Source organism: Acetivibrio ethanolgignens (genome assembly GCF_001461035.1).
GTDB classification, from domain to species: domain Bacteria; phylum Bacillota; class Clostridia; order Lachnospirales; family Lachnospiraceae; genus Velocimicrobium; species Velocimicrobium ethanolgignens.
In genome coordinates this window covers 1-1,186 of the sequence record NZ_LNAM01000100.1, presented here as the reverse complement: position 1 = coordinate 1,186, position 1,186 = coordinate 1, and the positions used below count along the sequence as shown (strand labels likewise).

Genomic DNA, 1,186 nt, shown 5'->3' with positions numbered 1-1,186 from the left:
TTGCGGTTTCTATGTTAGGCGATATTTCCGGGATCTCCAAGATATACTGCATAACGGGGTTATCCTCAGCTTATTTTTATCCTCAGCTTTTCATTTATGCCCCATAATTATTGCGAAAATACTCTCAAAGCTGAGGATAATTATTATCTTATTCCAAAGATCCTAGCTAATGCTTCCTCATCATCCAGCCATTCAGCTGTTTCAGATACATCAACACTATTGTTTTCCATGGCCTCTTTCAGCATTTCAATCGATAGAGATGCATATATACGGGTCGTTTGAGTGGAAGTATGTCCCAGTATTCTGGATACCAGTTCAAGTTCAACTCCATTTTGATACAGTCCACAAGCCCTAGTTCTTCGGAGCATATGTGGGTACAACTTTTGCGGAAGACCAGGATGCTCAGGTCTTATTTTTTCTGCATACTTGTTCAGTATTCTTTCTACATTTCCGGTTGACATGGCAGACATATTTCCTTTGATCACTGTATAAAACAGGGGATAATCACCGTTTGTTTCCGATGGTAATAATAATACGTGTTCTCAACACTTTCATGTCCGAGATATTTACTTAGATACGGCATCATGGCAGTAAGGTTTTCTCCCTTTTCCATCCAAAGATTCATTCTTGTGACTACAAAACTATATCTCAGGGAATGTACTGTAGGATATTTAGAATCGGAAGCACCTGATGTTTTCTTCCAGAATTCCTGAAATTTTTTGTTTATAGATGCCACCTGCAAGGGGGGTATTGGGATCAGATGATGGAAACAGATATTCTGAGTAAAAATAATACTTATCATGTAATAAATCCAGCATATCCAGACACATTTTGCATACATCATCTGCGATATAGATCAACCGATCCTTATCCCCTTTTGAGCGTAGTATCAGAGCTGTTTTTTTCAAAATCTATATCTTCCATTTTTAATTTACGTGCTTCTGATACACGTAATCCACAGCAATAATTAGTGTCTGCTGACTAAGCAGATATTTGTAACTTCAAGCTCCTACCTTTACTCCTATCACGCCAGAATCGGAGTAACTGCAAAAGAGTGCAAAGTATTCGCCTCTGAATTCTAAACAAATTCATCACGAATACAGATAATGCGATAGAAGTCAACTGGATTTCTTTCAGCTTCGTGCTAATGCAACTCATCCCATAGCAACGTTTGCCCAGACTAAAG

Annotated in this window: 1 protein-coding gene; it reads right to left on the bottom strand. The window is 38.4% G+C overall.

Going from position 1 to position 1,186, the window contains the following annotated elements; translation table 11 throughout:
* Positions 1 to 143: 143 nt before the first annotated feature.
* Entirely contained in the window at positions 144 to 461 is a 318-nt protein-coding gene (locus tag ASU35_RS05370; protein ID WP_058352023.1) for a tyrosine-type recombinase/integrase, read from the bottom strand.
* Positions 462 to 1,186: the final 725 nt, after the last annotated feature.

What these genes read in the sequence shown, in the direction of transcription:
- ASU35_RS05370 (WP_058352023.1), bottom strand. Translation starts at nt 461, where the DNA reads ATGTCAACCGGAAATGTAGAAAGAATACTGAACAAGTATGCAGAAAAA.